Below are 18,873 nucleotides of genomic sequence, written 5' to 3'. Positions count from 1 at the left end.
GGCTACGAGGCAATCTGCTTACCGAATGACCAGCACACTGCCAATCTTGATAATACTGTCGGTTGGTTCCTGCCGCACTACCCGCAGCTGATAAGTGTACAGTCCAGGCTGGACGTAGCTGCCTCCGACCCGCCCGTCCCAGAGGGGACTACCGTCGTTGAAAGGTTGGTCGGGCGCGGCAAAAATAACTTCGCCCCAGCGGTTATAAATCAGAAGGTCATAACGGCTGATGCCGTTGCCATAGGCCACGAGCGCATCGTTAGCCTGATCGTCATTAGGCGTAAAGGCGTTGGGCATATAGAGCCGGTAGCACCGATCTATCACCTCCACGCTATCGCGGCGGACACACTGGTTTTGGTCAGTAACCGATATGTAGTAGCGGCCATAATCGTTAACCGTTATCGTAGCCTGATTACCAGCTAATTGGCCCCGAAGGGACCACATAAACTGTACTCCCTGCCTGGATATGGCCTCTAATAATGCTGTTGCGCCTAGCGTTTCCAGGCACACACCGACTTGTTGTTGGGTTAGTGTCAGATCTGGGCGGGCCACTACGCGCACCGTTGTGGAATTGGCGGGGCTGGTGCAGCCTTTAGTATCGGTTTGGGTGGCGTAGTAGGTATAAGTGCCAGGTGTGTTGGTTGCCATTGACGGCGCAAACGAAGGACCTGCGGCAACCGATACGGCGGGTGGGCTGCTCGTGTACCACTGCACTTGCTGCCCCGTTGCCTGTAGAGTGGGCGTTGTACTTCCCACGCAGACTGGCGGTACAGAGGTAAGGGCGGGCGGTAGTAGCGCATTGGCAATCGTCACGGGCAGCGAGTCCGATAGCTTGCGGCGGCAGCCGCCCACTTCTTCTACCAATAGGGCATAGCCGCCCGAAGCCAGCACAGTATAGGTAGCGTTGGTAGCGTTGGTGATAGCCTTCCCGTCGCGCAACCACTGGTAACGCAGGGCTTCGCTGGGGTCGAAGCCACTGATGATAGAGGTGAGAACGTCGTTGCAGCCGGTGGGGTTGGACTGTAGGGCGACGGTTACAGTGGGGTCGGGTAGGCGGGGTGGGTAGCGAAAGGGTAGGTACAGCCCGGCGTTGCGCCCGGCCAGGTTAATGGTATTTTGCTGAAAGCCACAGGCCGCGCCGTCGGCGTTGGGGTTGTTGATGCTGCTGAGAAACGGGCGGTTCCAATGCGAGACATACAGCCGCCCATCGGGGGCATTTTCCAGCCCGGAATAAACGTAATTGATGCCCTGTTGCGAGAAATCGTAGGTTTCAGTTACGAGGCGGGTCCAGGCTTTGGTAGCCAGATTGAACTGGTACAATTCGCTCCGCCAGGGTGGCGATTGCGGCACGTATGAACTGTACCGGCGTGTGGCGTAGAGGTACTGGCCATTAGGCGAGAAAGCAATATCTGACGGGCTACGATTTCCCTCTAATGGGGAGGGGATGGTCAACTCAAAGAGGGAAGGCCAATCCAGCCTGGTAAGCCGTTGGCCTACCTGCCCCGTCTTGTTGTCGAAGCTAAAAACTTCAGCGAAGTTGGTATTACTTTCTGAACCGTAGAAGCCCATTGCCAGCCGCTTGCCATCGGGTGAAGCCTTCAAATAAGCCCGGCCAGGGCCGTTGTCATCGACCCGGCTACCTGACTGATTAAGGGTGGGGGTAGCTGTCACTCCCGCCTCATCGAGCAGGTAAGACATAAACGTATTGGTACTCATTGCATCGTGGACAATCAGCCAGAAGTCGCGGTTGTTACAATGGCGTACCACCGCCAGTGAAGAAGCTACATTGCGGGCTAAGAGCGTCAGTTTCGAGATAAAGCCACCCTCGCCGCCGTTGGCTTTGCTGTCGATGAGCGAGTAGTAGACTGTGTAGCGGTCGTTGTCGATAAAGGGCTGCTCAATGGAAAACAGGTAGTACCAATCGGGATTTTTTGGATGAGGCAACAGGATGCCGTTTTGTGTAGATCCCCCCTGCCGCTTACCCAGAAAAATCAGCGAATTGCCACCCGGCACCACCCGGTGAAATCGATTCCAGACGGTTTGTCCATCGGAATAGAACACCAGTTGGCCGGTTTCGTCGCCGATGGTGCCGATGCCCCGTAGTGTTTCGCCCATTCTGCTGCCATCAAGGATTTGCGCTGTGCCTCCGGCAAAGTTTAGCCCCGCTAGTTCGCCGAAGTGCCAGACGTTGCCCCGCCTGTCTGGTTGCGCCCAAACAGTAGAGTAATCCAGCAGGAGCAGTACGAGCAGAAGTTTTCTCATAAAGGATTACGGTAGTGCCTTGTAATTACGAAAGTTAATAGAGATCAGGCACTTACAGGCGGTAGTTGTTCAAAAAGGAATGAATTGAATGCCTGAAAAGCAGTAGGACTGGAACCGAACTACGATTCCAGTCCTACTGCTTTTCATACAGGGGGTTAGCATTGCCAGCCACAAGAGGGGCAACCGGCCCTGTAAGCAGCGCAGGCACTAGGACTGTAATACGGACTGGTGGTGCAACATGGACTGTTAGGACCCCCTCCTTTGACCTGCTTCTGTGATTCTTTCGATAGCACTTGAACCGACTCTAACTTCAGGTTTACAAATTTTGCTTTCATGTGATTACGCCAACCCGCTACACCCCATGTGCCGCCTCGGGCAGCGCAAAGGTTGTGGATAGTTATAGCGAGGTGTTATTCAGGTTTATTCATTTTTTATTCAGATAGATATGCATAACGTTAGTTTGTCATGTCCGGTAAGTAGAGTTTTACAACCAAACGGAAACGGCGATGGGTTTACATAGGTAGACCACCCTTTTGGTATTCGATGATTCCCCAAACAAGTACGCAAATGCCCCGCTTTAACACGTTTTGGTGGGCGGGCTATGAATGCACCGACCAGCAAAACGCCTTTGGCAACCGGGTCGATTTTCTGCCCCTCACCGGCCACCTCGACCGCCTCGACGATGACTACCGCGACATCAGTGACCTCAATATCCGCACCGTGCGCGAGGGCATCCGCTGGAGTCAGGTGGAAAAACGCGCTTACATCTATGACTGGACCGTAGTGCGGCAAATGCTGCAACGGGGCGGGGCGTTAGGTATCCAGCAGATATGGGATATCTGCCATTTCGGCTATCCCGACGACCTCACGCCCCTGCATCCTATGTTTGCCCGGCGGTTTGCGGCCATTTGCAAAGCGTTTGTACCCATCTATCGCGAAGTCTTCCCCGACGGGCCGCTGATCGTGACCCCCATCAATGAAGTAAGTTTTATCTCCTGGCTTGGCGGTGATGTGCGCGGCACCGTACCCTATTGCACCAAACAGGGACTGGAAGTGAAAATGGGGCTGATTCGGGCTTATGTCGAGGGTATTGCGGCGATGCGTGACGTAGATGCCAACATTATTATCCTGACCACCGAACCGCTGGTGAACATGGTGCCCCCGCTGAAGGCATCGCGGCAGGAAATCACCAACGCCCGCAATGCCCACGAGAACCAGTATCAGGCCGTGGACATGCTCATGGGCCGGTTGCACCCCGAACTGGGCGGTGCGCCACACATGGTCGACGTGGTGGGGCTGAATTTTTATTACAACAACCAGTGGGTAATTCCTACCTACGAACTGCTGCCGTGGGGAAACGAAGGCAATGACCCCCGCTTTCGGCGACTGCATTTGCTGTTTCTGGAGGTATACAAGCGGTATCGCAAGCCCATTGCCCTCACCGAAACCAGCCACCCTGGCATTGACCGCCCCGGCTGGATACGGATGATTGCCCGCGAGTGTGCTGCTGCTAAACAGGTGGGCGTACCCCTGGAAGGCATTTGTCTCTACCCCATCATTGACCGCCCCGACTGGGACCACCTCGAACGTCCCTGGCACCGCTCCGGCCTCTGGGACGCCTCGCCCGACGGTGTCGACATGCTACCCGGCCAAACCCCCGGTCGCTACCTCAGCCAGCCCTACGCCGAGGCCCTGCAGCAGGCGCAGCGGATGATTAGCTGACAGGCAAAAAGGGCTGAATCTGCATAGATTCAGCCCTTTTTGCCTGTTATGAAAGCGTAGCCTAAGCCTGTTTGGCTTGTATATGAGCAATGTAGTTGTTTACCTGATCAAGGGGTAATTCCATGGCAGCAGCAATGATTTCAGCCGTCATGTTCAGCTTCAGCATAGCCTTGATACCCTGCTCAATGCCTTGCTCAATACCTTGCTCAATGCCCTGTTCGCGCCCTTGCTTGATGCCTTTCTCGACGCCTTCCTGAATTAGTTGTTCGTACAGTGACATATTATAGTTATCGGCTTCTTGTGAAACGTTACGAAAGATAATGACTGCCTCTACCTTTGTCAAGGAGGTTACCCATGTTAGGTAAAGTAAAGAAGTTTTGAAGAATCGTTCGCCTCGTTCTTCGGCTAGCAACCGATTAATGCTATCACCTATTTCCCGTAAGGCCCTTTCTAACACTCGTTTCTGTCGACTATTCTGTAATAAAACACCTGTGAGCCTAGCATAGTCGGAAGCAAATGCAGGCAGGCGTTCGAGCATAGTCGACAAGTCGATGAGTACGTAATCAAAGCTGGGCAAGTAAGGAAGCACACTAATTGGCAATGTGCTGAAGTAATTAGAAATGGGCTGTTTTTTCCACCGCCGCCGCCCGTGGTAAACGATGATGGGAATTATGGGTAACAACAGTCTTTTGTGCGTGAGTTGGTCTTCCCAAGCATTAAGCATATACCGATTTAGCTGAAAATGAATGTGCGGCTCGGTATAACTTTTGTGTTCCAGCAACAGCGCAATTTGCACTGGCTTACTGCCCAACTGAGCTGTAAAGACGAGGTCGGCGAAGTGTTCGCTCAATGAATCATCGGTGTATGAATCTTGCTGCCGGACCAGCGAAGTCATGTCAAGTTGCCCTCGAAGAGCCTCTGGCAGATAAACATTTAGAAAATCGGCTAGAATGTCAATCTGAGAAAATGCCTCTTTAAAATACCGGTCGTGGGGGTTATCGGCGGGGTTTGTCATATTATTTCGCCGAATACAGCCGCTGCCCGCCGATCCAGGTTTGGCGTACCTGCGTGGCGCGGAGTTGCTCGTTGGGAACGGTCATAATGTCGCGGTCGAGGATTACGAAGTCGGCTTGTTTGCCGGGGGCAATGCTGCCGCGCATATGGTCTTCAAAGCAGGAGTACGCCGCCCAACGTGTCATGGCCGCCAGCGCATCTTGCCGGGAAACCGCGTTTTCGGGCTGGAAACCGCCTTTTGGAAAGTTTTTAGCGTCTTGTCGGGCAACAGCAGCGTGGAACCCGAACAACGGATTGACGTATTCAACGGGGAAATCAGAGCCAAACGAAATGAGCTTGTTTTGCGTCAACAAGTCGTTGAACGCGTAGGCCCCCTTTACCCGGATAGACCCCAGCCGCTTTTCGGCCCAGTACATATCAGACGTGGCGTGGGTAGGCTGCACCGACGGAATAATAGAATAACGTCCAAACAACGGTACGTCTTCAGGCGACACCACCTGCGCGTGCTCAATCCGCCAGCGACGGTCGTTTTTTTTCGTCAAATACTTGCCATACAGCCCTAGGATGAGATGGTTGGCCGAGTCGCCGATGCAGTGGGTGTTGGCCTGGAAACCGCTCTTAGCCAGCAAGCCAATTACGCGGTCCAGTTCGGCGGGAGCCAGCAGCAAAAGGCCCGACGTGGTAGGCTGGTCGGTATAAGGTTGGCGCAGACAGGCACCCCGTGAACCCAGCGCCCCGTCGGCGTAGAGCTTGAACGACCGCACCGTGAGCCGGTCGGTTTGGTAGGGGCCACGCTTCAGATAGTGTTCCAGGTTGGGTTCGCCGAGGCTGATCATGGCGTAGTCGCGGATGCGGAGCTTACCGTTCTTGTGCAGCTTTTCGACCAGGTCAATGTCGTCGCGGTTCAGGCCGGCGTCGGAAACGGTGGTCAAGCCCAGCTTGAGGCACATGGCTTCGGCGTTCTGGAGCATCCGGGTTTTGGCCAGTTCGTCGGGTTGGGGAATCACGCGCTTCACCACCTGCATGGCGTTGTCGACCAATACGCCCGTGGGTTGGCCGTTGGCGAGGATCACCTCGCCGCCCGCCAGCACAGTGCCCCCCGTGACGCGGGCCAGCCGCAGGGCCTTGGTGTTGGCCAAAATAGCGTGGCCGTCAATGCGGGTCAGGGCTACGGGGATATTGGGAAACGCCTCGTCGAGCAGTTTGTTGGTTGGAAAACCCCGCACGGGCGAGTCGGTGGCAGGCCAGTCGTTTTGGTCCCAGCCCCGGCCTATGATCCAGAGCGCATCGGGGTGTTGCTGCTGGTACGTTTTTAGCCGCGCCACCACGTCACTATAGGAGGTAGCCCCCACCAGATCGGCCTGATCCAGCATTTGGCCAAGGCCCAGAAAATGGGCGTGGGGGTCGTAGAAGCCGGGATAAACGGGTTGACCCTTCAGATCAATGACGCTGTCGGACGCGTAGGCTTTCATGACGGCATCGGTAGTACCCACGGCCACAAAATGCCCGTCTTTTACAGCAAAGGCCTGAGCTTTGGTATGGAGCGAATCGGCGGTGTAGACCGTGGCGTTGGTGAGAATATAGTCGGCTTCGGGGCGGGTGGCGCAGGCCGTTAACAGCAGCCCGGCCAACAGACAGAGCAAATAGTGAGTTCTTTGCATGGTAGTAGGAAAGAGAGAGCGCAAACTTACATCGTAAGTCTCAACGCTTACTTTTGCCGTCTTGATTTACACCAATACAATGCGCTCAACTGGTATCTTATTAAGCTGTTTTCTGGCGGTTAACGCGTTTGGCCAGAACAAACCGTTTCAAAACCCGGTGCAGCGGGCTTTCCGCAACGCCTACGTGACCCAACAGGGCGAGACCCTGCTCCTCACCGACGCCATCACGCAGGCACTGGCGCGTAGCTACCAGATCAAGGGCCTGCAAACGCAGGAGCAAGTAGCTGTGAATGATCGTATTCCGGCCAACGCGGGGTTTTATCCGCTCGTGACGGGCAACGTCAGCTCGAACGGGGGCTTGCAAAATATCAACCAGAAATTTATCGACAACATCCGTCCGCCACAGGTACAGACGGGCCTGTTTAACCGCACTACCACGGCGGGCGTAAACCTTAACTGGACGCTGTTTAACGGCTTTGCCAACCTAAATACCTACAAACGGCTGGGTGAACTGATCCGCCTAAGCCAGATCAACACCCGCGTGAGTGTAGAGCAAACCATTGCCGACGTGGCCACGGCCTACTACGACGTGGTGCGGCAGTTGCAGCAGTTGCTCTCGTTTCGGCAGGCACTCGACATCTCGCGTGACCGCCTCGAACTGGCCAAAGCCAACTACGAAGTGGGCACCCGGTCGAAGGTGGATTACCTCACCGCCCAGGTCGATTATAACGCCGACAGCGTAACCCTGCTCACGCAGGAACAAAGCCTGAAATCGGCCAAGATCTTGCTTAATACCCTGCTTATCCGCGATCCCCTCACTGAATTCGCCATCCGCGATACCATCATCGCCAAGCCTGATCTGAACCTCGAGCAGATTCGGCAAAACATGGCCAATAACAACCCTTTGCTGGCCACGGCGGCTCTGAACCGCCGCCTGGCCGACCTCGACATCCGCCTGGCGCGAGCGCAGCGGCAGCCCGTGGTGAGCGTGCAGACAGGCTATAATTTCCAGTTCATCGACAATCAGGGCGGGTTTGGCGTGGCAACGGGGCGCAACAATGGCCTGACCTACAGCGTTGCGGCGGCTATCCCGATCTTTGCGGGTGGCAATCTGCGACGGCTTGAAGCCAACGCCCGCGCCAACGCGCTGGCGGCCGAATACCAGCAGGCCAACCAGGAGGTGGTACTGCAACAAGCGGTGGCGCAGACGTTTACGCAATACCAAAATAGCCTGGCCTTGCTCAACGTAGAAGTGCAGAACTACAAAATTGCGCTCGAAAACATCGACATTGCCTATGACCGTTACCGGGTGGGTAATTCCACAGCGGTTGAGTTTCGCGACGTGCAGCGCAACGCCGTGGCGGCGCAGGCTCGGCTGTTTACCGCCGAGTTCAACGCTAAGGCCGCTGAAATTGAGTTGCTTCGGCTGAGCAGTACTATCAGTCAGCAATTTCTGGGGCAGCCCGAAGTGCCCTCAAAATAAGGCCATTAACAAAGATTTTTGGCAGCGCAACGGGCTGTGGGCGTTAGGGCAGCATAACCAAACGCGCTCGTATATGCCTTACTCGAAAACAGATTATCCGGCTTCGCTGAAAAACTTTATGGCACCCGTGCGCAGCAAAGCCATTGAAATTACCAACGCCCTGCTTGCCGACGGCAACGACGAGTCCAAAGCCATTGCTATCGCCACCGCCCAAGCCGAAAAATGGGCTGAAACCCGTAATATCCGCATTCGGAAGAAAGGAAAATAACGTTACAGTAACCAGTTCTACAGTATGCAGTATGCAGTGGGGCTGCGGTCCGACGTCTCGGCGCACGAATACGCTAGCGCCGAGGCATTGGCGTCAGCAACACTGCATACTGCTTACTGTAGAATTGGTTACTGATATGGACGACCCCGTTATACCCTTCGATTGGCAGCGTATGTGGCTGCACGATTTTCCGCTCGCCTTTCTGGGTGAGGTAGCCCTGCGTACGGTATTTATGTTTGTCGTGATTCTGGCGGCGCTTAGTATTTCGGGTAAGCGGGAAGTACGGCAACTGTCTGTTTATGAGCTAGTTTTGCTGATTGGACTTGGCTCGGCGGCGGGCGATCCTATGTTCTACCACGACGTGCCGCTGGGGGCGGCGGTGGTGGTGTTTGTGGTTATTATGCTCTGCTACAAGTTCATCACCAAACTCAGCGACCGCAACAAAACTATTCGCGAAAAACTAGAAGGCGTACCCGTCTACGTGATCGAAGATGGCTGCATCCTGACTAAAAACTTCGACGATGAAGACCTGGGTAAAGACGAACTCTTCGCCGACTTGCGGCAGGCGGGCATTGAGCAACTGGGCGAGGTACGCGTGGCGATATTGGAAGCTAACGGCACGTTGAGCCTGTATAAACAATCCGACAATCAGGTGAAACCAGGCTTGCCTATCTTGCCCAAGGCACTCGCCCAATTCACCCGGCATATTGTCACGGCAGACACCTACGCCTGCGACCGCTGTGGCTATACCCAACCCATGCAACCCGATCAAAATCTGACTTGTCCCAATTGCCAACACAGTCAATGGGTGAAGGCGCAAGGGTGAGCACAAAAATTTTCAGAAAAATAAACGCACTATGTTCTAAAGCTGAAACTTTTGGGTGCGTTCCGTGGTTTTACCCTCAACTACCCAACAAAGCCTGTCTGCCAACCGCCGATGGGCTTTTTCGTTTTATTCCGTCTGTCCGGAAAATGCGCCCGGCGAAGTGCCTGTAAACTTGCGGAAGGCCCGATTGAAGGTAGCTTTGGAATTGAACCCGCAGTTGAGCGCCAGGCCCAAAAAACTAAGGTGTGCATTGGCCGGGTTGCGCACCTGCCGCTTAAATTCCTCGACGCGATAGGCATTCACGAAGTCATTGAAGTTCCGGCCCGTACCCGTGTTGATCACCTGCGACAGCGTGACGGGGTGAACCTGCATTCGCCGGGCCAGGTCAGCCAGTGAGAGGTCAGGTTCTAGGTATGGTTTTTCGGTAGCCATAATCGTTAACAGCTCCTGCTTTTGCGCTTCAAGCTCGGCGCCTAATCCCTGGTCAACAGACCGTATATCAGTAGCGGTTAGTTTGGGGAGGGCCACACCTGCCGGAGTGTCAGTTAGGATTGGCTCCTGAACGGGTGGCCTGGGGGTGATGTTGGCGTTGGCCGAGAAAGCCAATCGGCGGGTAGGTTGTATTTGCGCGTAGCCCGTGATACTGACGTAGTAAACCAGGACCACATACACCAGGTTGTCCCACCAATCTTGCCAGAAGGAGAGGTTCAGCCAGAGGTCGAGGCCATCCATAACAAAAGCAAACAGCAACGTGACCGTGAGGGCAATCAGGAAATTGCGGAACCAGCCGAAACTGATGGTATCGGTGTCGGAAAACTGCGTTTTGATCCAGCCGCGGTAGTCGCGGTAGAGTTGCAGCGACCAGTAGAGGTACAACAGTTGCTGCCCCGCCCCAATGGCATACTCAACGCGGTCGCCGCCAAACGCGTCATGCACGTTGGCTTTCCAGTTCGACACAAAGTCAGGACCAGCGGCAAAGATGATCAGGTGGTAAAGCGTGTCGATCAGGAAAGGTAGTGCATGTCGGAGGTCGCGCCAATAAAACCGGAACGAGCCGTCGAACTGGCTGCGGAGGTAGAAATAGAACAGCGGCGGTAAGAGCAAGTCGAGCGACCGGGGAAAAAATTCTAGTTCGTTCCACAAAATCTCGATGCCTGCAAAGCCCAACATATAATCGAGAAAACTGAAGCACAGTGCCAGTACCATCCATCCCAGCAGTGTGTCGGACAGCCGCTCTTCGCGCCAACCCCGCACCCACAGCAACATGGCGTAGACCAAACCCTGAATGAAGCCAATGAGCAATGGCGTGGAATAAACAGAGAAGTAGAAGTTCATGATGCAGTGGGAAGAGGGCGCAAAATAAGCCGAATTACTGTCTGATTTTCCGTTCAATCAGGGCCACCGTCCGCCCCTGATCGTTGGCCTTTACCACCAAAAGTAGTTGCCCCGGTGCGGTTTGCCCCCGCATGGTAGCGTTGATCTCGCGCTGTGTTACCTGCGACAGCACCGTGCCGGGTTTTAGTTGTACGGTGTAGGATTGCCCCGGCATGATATAGGCTGTAAACACGTTGGGGTAGCTCACGCTGGGGTGCCGCTCAAGAAACTTGAAATGGCGCGGAAAGACGCTATTATTTTTGAGGTTGAGCGTCACTAGGGGTGGCGATTGGGCAACGCACTTGGTGGTCAGTAGTAGACCCAAGAACGTGGTTGTGATGAGTGATTTCATACTGTTGTTCATAGGTTTCCTGCTGCTTTAATCCGACTGGCACCGGTGTTGTCTTTGCGTTCGCGGGCTTCTTTGATGTCGCTGCTGCCGAAACGGTAGGTAAACCGGATGGTAGCGCGGCGGCTTTCCCATTTGCGGTCGACGGCAAACTGCTGCCCATCGGCAAAAGTCCCTGACTGTTTCCAGCGCATGGTATTGAGCAGGTCGTCGATACCCAGCGTGAGCCTGCCGCGCCCGTCGAGCATCTTCTTCTGTACACTCAGGTTCAGCGCGCCGAGGCCGCCAATCTGGTAGATGGTCTGCTGGGTAGGCGCATTCCAGAAGCCCGATACCTGCGCTTCCCAGACTTTCGAGAGCGTAAACGAATGCTGCATGTAACCCTCGAACGCAAACGCCCGCCTATCGAACGATTCACCCGGAGCGACGCTGCCCCGGAAGCGGTTCCAGGTAGCCCCGGCGTAGAGGTAGGCATTCCACCATTTGTTGATCGTGATCGGGGTATTCAATGACAGGTTTAGGGCGTCGGCGCTGCCTACGTTGGCCACGGTCCGGTAGCCCGTTAGGCCCTGCTGCCGGATCACGTCGGTCGAAAAATCACCGGTTTGGCTGTAGTCTAGTTTCAGCGTCATAGCCCATTTGTAGGTGTAGCTCAGGGCGGCGTTGTGGGTGTAGGCGGGCCGCAGGTAGGGGTTGCCCCGCTGACTGGTATAGGGGTCTACCTGATACACAAACGGGTTCATATCCTGGTAGTTAGGGCGGTCAATGCGCCGCCCGTAGCTTAGGTTAAACTGGCTGTTTTGCGAAGCCTGGTATTGCACAAAAGCCGTAGGAAACAGGTTCAGATAGCTGGTGTCGGGTCTGTTTATGCTACGGTTGAGTAGGTCAGTGGAGCGGCCCAGCACGGTCGAGTTTTCGGCTCGGAGGCCTGCCTGCACGGTCCATTTGCCCGTTGTGTGGTTTAGCGATGCATAGGCTGCCGTCACGATCTCGCGGTAAGTAAACTGGTTGGTACGATTCACGTCCGGGCGGTCTTCGGCACCGGTGTAGGCCAGCAGGTTGTTATTGGTGGCAACGTCGGTATGCTTCAAACCCGTTTCGAGCTTGAGGTTACGGGCTTTCCAGTCTTTTGTCAGATCAGCGCGGTACGTCTGGATGGTGATGCCCGTGCTGGCATCGAATCGGTTTTGGCGACTGAACAACGGCTGCCCGTTAGCGCCCACATACTGGCTAATGATGCGGCTGGGCGCAGTATTGTTGAAGCGGGTGTAGTCGGCGTCGAGGTAGAGCGTCAGGCCCAGCGTATCGGCATATTGGTAGTTAAGGGCTGCGTTGAACCGCTGGTTTTGGCTGGGGCTATCTACCCGGTTGGTCAGGCTCGAATCGGGTGTGGCGCGGCCGCTGAATAGATCGGTATTGGTGAAGGTGCCGAACTGGTTGGTAGCTGCGTTGCCCGCCACAATCAGCCCCAGCGTGTGCTGCGGGGTGGTTTTATTCGTGCCAAAGCCGTAGTCGGCCCCCATCTTATACACCACCGCCTGCGTGCCGTCGGTGTCGAACCCGCGTTGCGAAAACCGCGACACGCCCGCCATCCGGTCGATGCCCACCCGCGTGTTCTGGAAATTATCACTGCCCGACAGGTTACCATATAGGTTCAGGCGTTTGGTGCGGTAGTTGAGGTCGACGGCGGCGTTGGCGCGGTAATGATCGCTCTGCGCATAGCCCGCCGAGGCGTTACCGTTCAGGCCCAGGCTCTTGTCACGCCGAAACCGGATGTTGATGATCCCGGCCCCGCCCTGCGCATCATACCGCGCCGATGGGTTAGCAATCAGTTCGACCGTAGCGATGTTGGCGGCGGGCGTGGCCCGGAGCAGATTGGCCAGATCAGCCGCCGACAGGTTGGTGGGTTTGCCGTCGATAAACACGTTCACACCCTGCTTACCCGCCATACGAATGTTCTCGTTTGGGTCGATCACCACGCCGGGGGCCTGTTGCAGCAGCTCATAGGCTGTTTTGCTTTGCGCCGAGGCGTTAGCGGCCACGTTCAGCACGGTCTTGTCGGCCTGTATCTCCACGTAGGGTTTGGTGGCCCGGACGGTGAGTTGAGCCAGCGTCTGGTCATTGGCCCGCAGCATAATGGGCGGCAGCACGGTTGCTTTGCCCTCAACAACCATAGCGCGAACCGTGGCATTGGCCATACCCACAAACGAGGCCTGTACCAGGTAAGCCCCCGCCGCTACGTTGACGATGGTCAAACTCCCAGCTTCGTTAGTCACGGTGCCTTTTACGAACGACGAGTCAGCTGCACGAAGGAGTTTGACAGCTGCGAAGGGGGCGGGTGTGTTGGCACCATCCTGAACAGAGCCAATGATGGTCTGGGCCAGGGCCGAAAGCGAAGTCAGCAGCAAGCAGGCGAGGGTAGCGAAACGAGTCATGATCAGCGTGCCCGTTGGGGCGTTTGTGATTGATGACCCAAAGGTGGCAGCACTCACTTCGCGCTGCGCCTCAGCATTAATTTGAGGCGGCTCAGGTTATAATCTGAGCCAATCGACGCCAAAAAGTAGTCAATGAAAATGGATAGTATATTGACTATCAGAATACTATAGCCGAGTATTAACGGCTGCCCACCCAGATAAGTCCCCGTTTGATTAGATGCACATCCCGGCCATCGTCCAGAGTATACGTCTTGTAAGCACGCTTCGTCTTGCGGCGGAACCAACCCTGCATCTGTTCATATCTGGTGATTGTGTCGTAATCGTCGCGGGTTCCCACGATATCGCTTGTCAGCTCTATATCGTCAATATGGGCTTCCCATCTGTAGCCCTTCAAACGCTTCTGTAGTGAACCGTAATGTTCAGGATGAAATAGTTTAGGCTCATCAACTTTGTTGAAGACCCGCTCATAGTGGTTAATCTTTTCACCGATGGCACACACCACTTGCGATTCCCTGAAATCGGGATCATACAGCCAGATTTTCAAATAATAGGGTTCACCTAATTCGGCCAATTGATGCTCCCAATGGTCATAAATATCAAGCAGGCTCTCGATAATACGCCTTTTGAGTCTGCCGGTTGGCTGTGGAATTTCACTGTCGGTGATAGAAATGGTCCAAGGTTCAATACGGAATTTGACATAGGCTTTACCGTATATACTCAATCTATCAAGATTGAGGAACAAATTGCTCTCCCGCCACCACTCGATGTTAGGCAAATGCCGGGTAGCATTGCGCAATTTCTTCATCCGTTTTTGTAGCATAGTGCTTATAAATCCAGCAGCCACTGGTGGTAATTGACCTGACCAGGTGATAACCCAGGTGGGTAGCCAGGTGAATAAGAAAATAGCCTGTGCTGGTTTTTTCGGCAAAAACGAGCAAGGGATATTCCTGTTCAAGCTGCTGACAGTTAACATTATTTAGCCCTGCTTCAACAGCTGCTATTGTGTCGTCTAACTGCGAAAGCAACGTAGATCGGGGGGCGTTTTTCAATGAAAACTCGTCGTCGCGGTTGCGGATATAACCTGTTTTACCCGGTTCTGCCCCGATATAGGTGTTCAGGTTGCCAATCAGGTGTAGACACAGATTCCCCGCCGAATTGGCAATGCCCGGTGCCACCGTCCAGATAGCCGCTTCGTTTTCGTAGAGCGAGATTTCTTTCTTCAGCCTATTGAGGTCCCGCCTGAAGAGCGTTTGTAGCGTCTGGATGATCATAGAAAATATGAGTTAAGCGGGAGCCTGAAATTGTGAAAACCTTGACAAAGAAAGACTAATCACTTGCGGTTTTATTGTGGAGTAAATGTTTATATTTGAATGTACAAAATAATCTACTCATGAAATTTTTAGTTAGCTCTTCTGTTCTTTTGAAGAACCTTTTGACTATTAATGGAGTCATAGCTACTAGTCCAATCGTTCCTATTCTCGAAAATTTTTTATTTCGCATTGGCGATAGTGACGTTACGGTTAGTGTAGACGAACTTAAGCCATTTAAGCCAGATTGCTTATCCTTGAGTGCGGTATTAATTTTGAATGTACTCAAAAACGACGCTACCCAAAAGGATCCAGTGGATGAAATAATATTGCAGATATACGAAAACAATAAGAAAATGTACGAAATACATCATTACAATTTTGAAAGAGTTGTCGCAAGACTGTTCTCTTGCGCAGGATATAATGTCACCCCTACGAAACGAACGCGAGATGGCGGCTATGATATGATAGCGGTTCGTGGTGGGGTTATTCCAACGTCTCACCTTATCGAATGCAAATCAACTCAGAAAGAGAAGAAAGTGGGCATAGATGTAATAGAAAGGTTCATATACAAAGTGAATGAATTAAAGGCTAGCACAGGCATTGTGGTTACTAATTATAAGTACTCACTGGATGTTCTGAGAAAGTTTTCAACACAAGCATACAAGTATTATCTCAAATTGATTGATGGAGATCAAGTTTTAAGTATGATAAAAGATTATGTAAACAGGTCACTAGGCACTGTTTTAGCTTGATAATCACTTAATGATTGAGAACTGCTTTTTGCTTTAAAAGCCAAAACTTCCTGTTTTTAGGTTGTTCACCTGTGAAAATGGTGATTGCTGACTGAAAATGATCGCGCCAGTTTGGCGAACTGTAAGCGATCTCACGCTTGTCTTTGCTGTGGTAAATAACAATGCCTCCTGCTACTTGCGCGCCAGACAATGTGGGGTCGCCAAGTAGTACCCATTCGTCTGGGTACGTGGCCTTGATCTGATCAATAGTTTGTGTTTGCATCGTATCTATATGGCCTGTCAGCGAAAAACGGAATGCGATCTATATTGATTCGCTTGCCGCTGACCTTATTAGTTTTTGGTCAGCGGCAAGCAGATTATTACACCGCGTCGCTCAGGCTACTGAAGGTGAACTCGCGGATTTTCATGGGGGGAATTAGGTAGTTGCCTTCCGATTCGGTGCTGACCACGCGCTCGGGTTTGCCTAGCACTTCCAGGTTATTGAGCATGATGACCGGGCTTTCGTTGAAGCGGAAGTTCTTCACGGCATGCTTGATCTTGCCATTTTCGATGTAGAACGTCCCGTCGCGGGTGAGGCCGGTCAGCAGCAGCGACTGCGGGTCTACCTCGCGGATGTACCAGAGCTTGGTGACCAGAATGCCCCGCTGCGTGCCTTTAATGATGTCTTCCAGCGACGCCGTACCCCCTACCATAATCATGTTGTTGGGAAATGGCACAGGCTTTTTGCCCTGCTTCTGCGCCCAATACCGCGAGTAAGCCAGGTTTTGTACCACGCCCTTGTCGATCCATAGCATCTTTTGCTGCGCCTGCCCGTCGCCAGCCCAGGGCGAGGCGGGGAGTTCGGCGTTGGTGGGGTCGGAGTAGATCGTGACGCGGGGGTCTACAATCTTCTCGTTGAGTTTGGTCTTGCCGCCGGGCTTGCTCAGAAACGAGCGCCCTTCGTCGGCCTGCCGGGCGTCCATGCCGAAAAAGAGTTGTTCCAGCAAGACGGCCCCCGCCGTGGGTTCCAGAATAACGGTGTACTTGCCCGGCTCCAGGGCCTTAGCACTGGCCGACGCACTCGCTTTTTGCATGGCAATGCGCGTAGCGGCGGCGGTGTCGAGCTTGCTGATGTCGCTATAGCCCCGCGCTACGTAGCCCGACCCTTTGCCGTCGGCGGTGCGGACGGTAAGCGAGAAGTTGACGTTGGTGCTGGGATAGTAGGCAAACAGACCCTTGGAGTTCATCATAGCCTGATAACCCCGATAGTCGTCCATAAACCCGGCGGCGGTGAGGTTGGCAGCGCGGGTTAGTTCCAAGCTTTTCGAGACCGCCTCGGCCCGAACGTCGGGCGTGATACTGGCTGTATTCTGGAAAAAGCCGTTGCTTTTCAGGTACGTCTGCGGCCCCAAAATGCCCACGTATTCGGGGTTTTCGGGCGCTAGTTTGGCCAGTTCTTCGGCCCGCCGCACCACCTTTTCCAGCGAGGCGTCGTCGAACTCATCAATCGTGGCCGTGCCTACTTTCTTGCCAAAGGCCGACTGCACCACCAGGTTCTGGTTGATCTTGTTGCCGCTGGTCGATACCTCGTTGCGGGCGTAGCGAATGTTCCCCCGCTCTTCGCCCGACAGGTTTACTTCACACTCATCGGCCTTCGAGTACTTGAGGACTTTTTGCAGAAGCGCCTTGGCTTCCGCTTCAGATAGGATGATTGCCATTTCGAAGGGAGTAAACATTTTTTAAATTTTCCTCGCCGTATTGATCACATTGACGCCGTTGAACCGCGTGGTGGCCGAGCCGTGCGATACGGCGCTGGACTGGCTGGGCTGGCCTTTGCCGTCGAAGAAGGAGCCGCCTAGGCGGTAGTCGCGCTCGTCGCAGATGGCGGCGCAGGAATTCCAGAACTCCTGGGTGTTGCTCTGGTAGGCCACGTCTTTCAGCATGCCGGTGATCTCGCCGTTTTTGATTTCATAATAGAGCTGTCCGCCAAACTGGAAGTTGTACCGCTGCTGATCGATACTGAACGATCCGTCGCCGACGATGTAGATACCTTTCTTCACGTCTTTGATCATCTCCTGCACCGTCAGCGGCGTCTTGCCTGCCTGTAGCGACACGTTGGGCATCCGCTGAAACTGCACCGTACCCCACGAGTCGGCGTAGCAGCAGCCATGCGAGGCTTTTTCGCCAATGATAGCGGCCTGATCGCGGATGGCCTGGTAGTTTACCAGCACACCGTCTTTCACCAGGTCCCACTGCTTGGTTTGCACGCCTTCGTCGTCGTAACCCACCGCGCCGAGTGAGCCAACCTGCTGTTTATCAGCCACAAAGTTGACCAGCTTGCTGCCGTACTGGAAGTTTTTCGACTGCCACTTGTCGAGCGTGGCGAAGCTCGTACCGGCGAAGTTGGCTTCGTAGCCCAGCACGCGGTCCAGTTCCAGCGGGTGCCCAACGGACTCGTGGATCGTGAGCCAGAGGTGGCTGGGGTCCAGCACCAGATCATACTTTCCGGCCTCCACACTCTTGGCCGACGCCAGCTTTTGTTTGGCCTGCTGGGCGGCGGCGGTTACATCTTCGAGCATGTCATAGCCCTTGTTGTAGCGCGTGGTGATGCCCGTGACCTTGTCGGCGGGGTTCACCTGCAAATAGTCGTACCCCATGCCCGACGGGGCGCTGAGGGCGTTGCGCGTCTCGAACTTACCCGTTTTGGGGTCGATGCAGGTGACGTTGAAAATGGGCCAGATGCGGTGGATGTCCTGGTCGGCGTAGGTGCCGTCGGTGGTGGCGATGTATTTCTGCTCGTTGACCATAAACAGCACCGAGTTGACGTAGTTGGCCCCGTTTTGCATAGCCGCCGCGTTGACGCCCAGCAAGAGATCGACCTTTTCTTTGATGGGCACCTCGAAGGCGTTTTGCTTGATCGGCGCCTTCCACGACACCTCGCCGTAGCCCTGCTGCGGGGCCAATTTAACGGGTTCTTTTAGCAGTCGCGAGTTGGCTTTGGCAATGGCTACGGCCTGTTCGGCGGCGCGGGCCATGTCGGTCTCGTTTTTGGCATCGACCACGGCGGCAAACCCCCAGCAGCCGTTGGCAATGACGCGAACGCCCACGCCGTAGCTTTCGGTGTTGACAATGTTCTGCACCTTGTCTTCGCGCGTGACCACAAACTGGTTCAGGTAGCGGCCAATCCGCACGTCGGTATAGGTGGCTCCTTTGGCTTTAGCGGCGTTGAGGGCGGCATCGGCGAGGCGTTTTTTCACGGCCACGTCCATACCTGTTTCCAGCAAGGCGGCGGGGTCGACGGAGCGGCCCAAGCTCGGTACGTTGGGGAGCAGGATGCCAGCGGCGCTCATGCCCATGAGTTGATTAAAGTGTCGGCGGTTCATTGGGGTTTTCTGTTGATAAGAATGATTGGGTGGGTTGTTGGTAATAGGCCTAAAA

General features: G+C 54.3%; 16 protein-coding genes and 1 pseudogene. 6 read left to right on the top strand and 11 right to left on the bottom strand.

Features of this window, described 5'->3' with window-relative positions:
• Positions 1–18: 18 nt before the first annotated feature.
• Positions 19–2,262 (bottom strand): T9SS type B sorting domain-containing protein, encoded by a 2,244-nt coding sequence (locus J2I48_RS16455; protein ID WP_207336567.1) that lies wholly within the window; start codon positions 2,260–2,262, stop codon positions 19–21.
• Positions 2,263–2,829: 567 nt separating this feature from the next.
• Between J2I48_RS16455 and J2I48_RS16450 the strand changes: the two genes are divergently transcribed.
• Positions 2,830–3,984 (top strand): amine oxidase, encoded by a 1,155-nt coding sequence (locus tag J2I48_RS16450; protein WP_229376375.1) that lies wholly within the window; start codon positions 2,830–2,832, stop codon positions 3,982–3,984.
• Positions 3,985–4,045: 61 nt separating this feature from the next.
• On the opposite strand, the gene J2I48_RS16445 is transcribed toward J2I48_RS16450, so the two are convergent.
• Positions 4,046–4,999 carry an Rpn family recombination-promoting nuclease/putative transposase gene (locus tag J2I48_RS16445; RefSeq protein ID WP_207336565.1) on the bottom strand — a complete coding sequence of 318 codons (954 nt, stop codon included), beginning with the start codon at positions 4,997–4,999 and terminating at the stop codon, positions 4,046–4,048.
• Position 5,000: 1 nt separating this feature from the next.
• Positions 5,001–6,659 carry an amidohydrolase gene (locus J2I48_RS16440; protein ID WP_207336564.1) on the bottom strand — a complete coding sequence of 553 codons (1,659 nt, stop codon included), beginning with the start codon at positions 6,657–6,659 and terminating at the stop codon, positions 5,001–5,003.
• Between the two features lie 79 nt (positions 6,660–6,738).
• On the opposite strand from J2I48_RS16440, the gene J2I48_RS16435 reads away from it, so the two are divergent.
• The 3 genes from J2I48_RS16435 to J2I48_RS16425 all read left to right on the top strand — a co-directional run bounded on the left by J2I48_RS16435 (position 6,739) and on the right by J2I48_RS16425 (position 9,236).
• Positions 6,739–8,142 carry a TolC family protein gene (locus tag J2I48_RS16435; protein ID WP_207336563.1) on the top strand — a complete coding sequence of 468 codons (1,404 nt, stop codon included), beginning with the start codon at positions 6,739–6,741 and terminating at the stop codon, positions 8,140–8,142.
• 73 nt (positions 8,143–8,215) lie between these two features.
• The gene (locus tag J2I48_RS16430) at positions 8,216–8,410 is read left to right on the top strand and encodes a DUF2188 domain-containing protein (RefSeq protein WP_207336562.1); all 195 of its coding nucleotides are present in this window, start codon (positions 8,216–8,218) and stop codon (positions 8,408–8,410) included.
• Between the two features lie 136 nt (positions 8,411–8,546).
• Positions 8,547–9,236, top strand: coding sequence for a DUF421 domain-containing protein (locus J2I48_RS16425; protein WP_207336561.1), 690 nt, complete (start codon positions 8,547–8,549; stop codon positions 9,234–9,236).
• Between the two features lie 126 nt (positions 9,237–9,362).
• On the opposite strand, the gene J2I48_RS16420 is transcribed toward J2I48_RS16425, so the two are convergent.
• From J2I48_RS16420 to J2I48_RS16400, 5 genes are all read right to left on the bottom strand, one after another.
• Positions 9,363–10,571 carry a helix-turn-helix domain-containing protein gene (locus J2I48_RS16420; RefSeq protein WP_207336560.1) on the bottom strand — a complete coding sequence of 403 codons (1,209 nt, stop codon included), beginning with the start codon at positions 10,569–10,571 and terminating at the stop codon, positions 9,363–9,365.
• A gap of 34 nt (positions 10,572–10,605) precedes the next feature.
• Positions 10,606–10,962 (bottom strand): hypothetical protein, encoded by a 357-nt coding sequence (locus J2I48_RS16415; RefSeq protein ID WP_207336559.1) that lies wholly within the window; start codon positions 10,960–10,962, stop codon positions 10,606–10,608.
• An 8-nt stretch (positions 10,963–10,970) separates the two neighbouring features.
• Positions 10,971–13,394 (bottom strand): TonB-dependent receptor domain-containing protein, encoded by a 2,424-nt coding sequence (locus J2I48_RS16410; protein ID WP_207336558.1) that lies wholly within the window; start codon positions 13,392–13,394, stop codon positions 10,971–10,973.
• A 178-nt stretch (positions 13,395–13,572) separates the two neighbouring features.
• Positions 13,573–14,199, bottom strand: a complete 627-nt coding sequence (locus J2I48_RS16405) for a hypothetical protein (protein ID WP_207336557.1) — start codon at positions 14,197–14,199, stop codon at positions 13,573–13,575.
• The gene (locus tag J2I48_RS16400) at positions 14,162–14,665 is read right to left on the bottom strand and encodes a DinB family protein (RefSeq protein ID WP_310587283.1); all 504 of its coding nucleotides are present in this window, start codon (positions 14,663–14,665) and stop codon (positions 14,162–14,164) included. Before J2I48_RS16400 ends, J2I48_RS16405 begins: the two co-directional genes overlap by 38 nt.
• Before the next feature lie 119 nt (positions 14,666–14,784).
• Here J2I48_RS16400 and J2I48_RS28330 point away from each other — a divergent pair.
• Together J2I48_RS28330 and J2I48_RS28325 are read left to right on the top strand one after the other, a co-directional pair.
• Positions 14,785–14,934: pseudogene (locus J2I48_RS28330) on the top strand (DNA polymerase III subunit beta); the annotation flags it as partial.
• Positions 14,935–15,057: 123 nt separating this feature from the next.
• Positions 15,058–15,456, top strand: coding sequence for a restriction endonuclease (locus tag J2I48_RS28325; RefSeq protein WP_229376394.1), 399 nt, complete (start codon positions 15,058–15,060; stop codon positions 15,454–15,456).
• Positions 15,457–15,463: 7 nt separating this feature from the next.
• Here J2I48_RS28325 and J2I48_RS16390 read toward each other — a convergent pair whose 3' ends face one another.
• From J2I48_RS16390 to J2I48_RS16380, 3 genes are all read right to left on the bottom strand, one after another.
• Positions 15,464–15,718, bottom strand: a complete 255-nt coding sequence (locus J2I48_RS16390) for a hypothetical protein (protein ID WP_207336555.1) — start codon at positions 15,716–15,718, stop codon at positions 15,464–15,466.
• A gap of 97 nt (positions 15,719–15,815) precedes the next feature.
• Positions 15,816–17,153: a TldD/PmbA family protein gene (locus J2I48_RS16385; protein WP_207336554.1), complete on the bottom strand. Its 1,338-nt coding sequence runs from the start codon at positions 17,151–17,153 to the stop codon at positions 15,816–15,818.
• Between the two features lie 21 nt (positions 17,154–17,174).
• Complete coding sequence (locus J2I48_RS16380) at positions 17,175–18,818, bottom strand: TldD/PmbA family protein (protein WP_207336553.1); 1,644 nt, start codon at positions 18,816–18,818, stop codon at positions 17,175–17,177.
• Positions 18,819–18,873 lie beyond the last annotated feature (55 nt).

This window comes from Fibrella aquatilis (assembly GCF_017353255.1).
In the GTDB taxonomy this organism is placed as follows: domain Bacteria; phylum Bacteroidota; class Bacteroidia; order Cytophagales; family Spirosomataceae; genus Fibrella; species Fibrella aquatilis.
The sequence above is the reverse complement of the archived record's forward strand: the minus strand, read 5'-3'. Positions and strand labels throughout refer to the sequence as shown.